The 3,605-nt window shown below is 38.4% G+C and carries 4 protein-coding genes; all 4 read right to left on the bottom strand.

Annotated features, from left to right (window positions below):
- Positions 1–253: thiosulfate oxidation carrier complex protein SoxZ (locus ABZA26_RS10345; RefSeq protein WP_372714449.1), on the bottom strand; the 253-nt coding region annotated here is incomplete at its 3' end.
- A 133-nt stretch (positions 254–386) separates the two neighbouring features.
- Positions 387–1,766: a nitrogenase molybdenum-iron protein subunit beta gene (gene nifK, locus ABZA26_RS10340; RefSeq protein ID WP_372714448.1), complete on the bottom strand. Its 1,380-nt coding sequence runs from the start codon at positions 1,764–1,766 to the stop codon at positions 387–389.
- Positions 1,760–3,364, bottom strand: a complete 1,605-nt coding sequence (nifD, locus tag ABZA26_RS10335) for a nitrogenase molybdenum-iron protein alpha chain (protein ID WP_372714447.1) — start codon at positions 3,362–3,364, stop codon at positions 1,760–1,762. The genes nifK and nifD overlap by 7 nt, the downstream gene beginning before the upstream one ends.
- A gap of 20 nt (positions 3,365–3,384) precedes the next feature.
- The coding region (locus tag ABZA26_RS10330) for a P-II family nitrogen regulator (protein WP_372714446.1) at positions 3,385–3,605 on the bottom strand (221 nt) is incomplete at its 5' end.

The following is a 3,605-nucleotide window of genomic DNA, read 5'->3' as shown; positions in this document are numbered from 1 at the left end:
CCTGGTTATCGACCCAGGCAATGCGGATCTTGTCGCCGGCGGCGGCGCCTTTGAACTTGAACGACATGTACGGGTTCTTCGAGATACCGCCGCCCCAGTTCGCCGTCATGATCTTGGTGCCATTATGTTCGGCACCTGCTGCACTTTGAGCATCACATTTTATCTTTTTCCCCTTGTCCTTTTTATTGCAGACAATAAAATCCTTTCTTTCTTCTATTAACGCAAGGTTACCGTCTATACTTTTTTTATCCATTTTTCCCACCTCTTTAATAAAACAATCTGATTGATATAAAACATTGCCCCTTAAAATTTCAATTAATGATTTACATTAACCAATTTATTTTATCGGGTCATACCTCCGAAAAGGTATGACCCTCAGATAAAATTTACATTGTTAACTCCATATCTTTGTCTGCTGCGTCTCTGTCTTGTCTTTCAAGCAAAGCATCACTTATTTTTTCCATAAGTCTCATTGCACCTTTGTATCCAACAATTGGAAAATAAGAGTGAACAATTCTGTCTAATATAGGGAATCCAAATCTTACTAGAGGAATATCCTCTGCTCTTGAAATGTACTTCCCGTAAGTATTTCCGATAATCAAGTCAACAGGCTCATTCTTTATCCACTGATGTAAAAGGAAGAGGTCTCCTGCATTTTTATACTTAATTGATTCTTTATCTATTCCAGATTCTTCAAGTATTGCTTCTATCTGCTTATCAAAAGATTTTCCAGGTGTTCCTGTAAGAATGAATTTAGGAATCATCCCTAGACTGATTACAAATTCTGTCATTCCTATAACGTGGTCAGGATCTCCAAATATAGCAACTGTCTTACCGTGGAACTGATGATGAGTATCAACCATAGTATCTACTAGTTGCCCTCTTTCTCTTTCAATCTCAGGAGAAACCGGCTTTCCTGTAATTTTTGTAACTTCCATTAAGAACTCATCTGTAGCCTTTACTCCTAAAGGCATCTTGAGAGTCACTGAAGGTACACCACACTTTTTTTCCAGTCCTGTGGCTCCATCTGCTGATGCAAAACTACCCAATGCGATTGTAGCCTTTGCATTTCCGCAATCTTTGATCTCTTCTACTGTTGTTCCCCCGTCTGGATACATTTTAAATTTAGAAGTATTTGGAGAATCCACCACTCCTGTAGTATCTGGAAGCATTGTAAGTGGTACATCCATCTTCCCAAGAAGATCTTTTACCTCTTTCATATCTCCAGGATTAACGAATCCAGGTATGATATTTATCTTACCGTTGGCTCCCTTTCCCTCTCCCTCTGCAAGATAGTCGATTATAGATTTAACCATATTTGAGAATCCTGTAATGTGGGACCCTACATAACTTGGTGTATTGGTATGTATTACATGCTTTCCTTCAGGAATAAGTGCTTTTCCCTCTTGAATAAGAGTAGTAAGGTCATCACCTATAGTCTCACTAAGACACGTTGTATGAACTGCGACAATTTCAGGTTGATAAATTGTAAAGATATTTTTAAGAGCTGTTTTTAAGTTGGATCCTCCTCCAAATACAGATGCTCCCTCTGTAAATGAACTTGTAGTTGCAGGAATAGGATCTCTAAAATGCTTAGTAAGATGCATCCTGTGATATGAACAACACCCCTGTGAACCGTGACTGTGAGGCATACATCCATGTATTCCAAGTGAGGCATACATTGCCCCTATAGGTTGACAAGTTTTAGCCGGGTTTATGGTTAAGGCTTTTCTTTCCGTTATCTCTTTTGGTGTAAAATCTAACATGCTGCTTCACCTCCTAATTCTCCTTCTAAAATAGGGGATTTATCCCAAGGTGGAGTTATATAACTCCATGTCGGTGTAGTCAGACCAGCTGCTACATCCCTTGCAAAAATTACCGCTCCTTTAAATCCTGCGTAAGGTCCACTGTAGTCATATGAGTGAAGCTGCTTGGCAACTACTCCCATTTTATGAGCTACATATTTATCCTTGACCCCAGAACAAAACAGATCCGGTTTTAGGAATTTTATCATCTTTTCAGTTTCATAGTGATTCAGGTCATCAACTAATATAGTTCCGTCTTTCATATCGTGTATCATACCTTTGTAGTCACCCAGCGGCATCTCTTCCTTGAGCTTCTCATATTTTTCAGGAGTAAGGTATAATTTGTAGTTTTTCTCATCTTTTTCCACTGTTATATTTTCTATATTTTTATTATCTGCATTTGATTTAATCTTAGGTATTATCTTTCTACCTTCATAGTCATCTCTGTGGGCAAATTCATATCCTGCAGCCAATGTTTCTATTCCGATTTCAGATAGTAAATTTTGATAATGATGTGCTCTTGAAGCTCCTACAAATAAGAAAGCTGTCTTTCCTTCACACTGAGCTCTGTATTTTTCAATTTCATCTTTTATCTCTGCCATTTCCTCTTTTATAACCTGCTCAGTCTTAGCTGTAAGCTCTTCGTTTCCAAAGAATTTTGCCATGTTTCTGAGAGCTTCTATCGTTGAATTAAATCCGATAAAGTTAACTTTTAACCATGGTGTACCGTATTTAGTTTCAAGCATGTTTGCCACATAATTTATTGATCTGTGACACTGTACCAGGTTAAGGTCTGCCTTGTGAGCATCCTTCATAGTTTCGTAACTTCCGTCACCAGTCATTATCGTAATAACGGTATATCCTATCTTGTCCAGGATTCTTCCGATTTCCCAACCGTCTCCACCTATATTATATTCTCCTAGTATGTTTACTTTGAAACCACTGATGTCTTTTTCACCCTTACCTATTACGTGCTGCATAAGTGAATTATTTGCAATATGGTGTCCTCCAGATTGGCTGACTCCCTTGTATCCTTCACAACTCATTGCGAAAACTGTTATTCCCAATTTTGCCTGCATTCTTCTTGCCACTGCATGAACGTCATCTCCTATAAGTCCCACTGGACATGTTGATGATATTGTCATTGCATTTGGCTTGAAAATCTCAAAAGCTTCTTCACAGGCCTTTTCAAGTTTTGATTCTCCTCCAAAGACTATGTCACTTTCCTGCATATCTGTTGAGAAACAGTAGTTTAGATAGTTTTTCCCGTCATCGTCTGCCTCAGCTTTATTTCTTCTTGTTCCCCAAGCATAATAAGAGCATCCTATCGGTCCGTGAACGATATGCACCATATCTTTTAAAGGTCCTATTACAACCCCTTTACATCCGGCATAACAACAACCTCTGTTTGTCATTATTCCAGGTACTGTTCTTGTATCCGCCTCTATTTCCTGATCTCCCAATAGGGAATCTTTTACGAAAATATGTTTTCTTCTGTTTTTCATGGTCTTTGCCGGGTATTCTTCCAGCATGCCTTTGACTTTATCTTCTAATGCCATTATTCCACCCCCTATGTTTATTAAATTGTTCCCTCTCCGGATTCTCCCGTTCTTATTCTGTATGACTCTTCTACAGGCATTACAAATATTTTACCGTCTCCTGGATTACCAGTTTTATTTACGCTTATTATTGTATCCACAACTGTTTTCACCTTATCTGAAGGCACAATAACAGTTAAAAGTCTTTTATTTATAAGTTTATGACCTTCTGATATAGCATCTGCTACTGCTGGAGTTACAT

Origin of the sequence: Ilyobacter sp. (assembly GCF_041583315.1) — a bacterium.
Lineage (GTDB): Bacteria > Fusobacteriota > Fusobacteriia > Fusobacteriales > Fusobacteriaceae > Ilyobacter.
The sequence above is the reverse complement of the archived record's forward strand: the minus strand, read 5'-3'. Positions and strand labels throughout refer to the sequence as shown.

What these genes read in the sequence shown, in the direction of transcription:
- nifK (WP_372714448.1), bottom strand. Translation starts at nt 1,766, where the DNA reads ATGTTAGATTTTACACCAAAAGAGATAACGGAAAGAAAAGCCTTAACC.
- nifD (WP_372714447.1), bottom strand. Translation starts at nt 3,364, where the DNA reads ATGGCATTAGAAGATAAAGTCAAAGGCATGCTGGAAGAATACCCGGCA.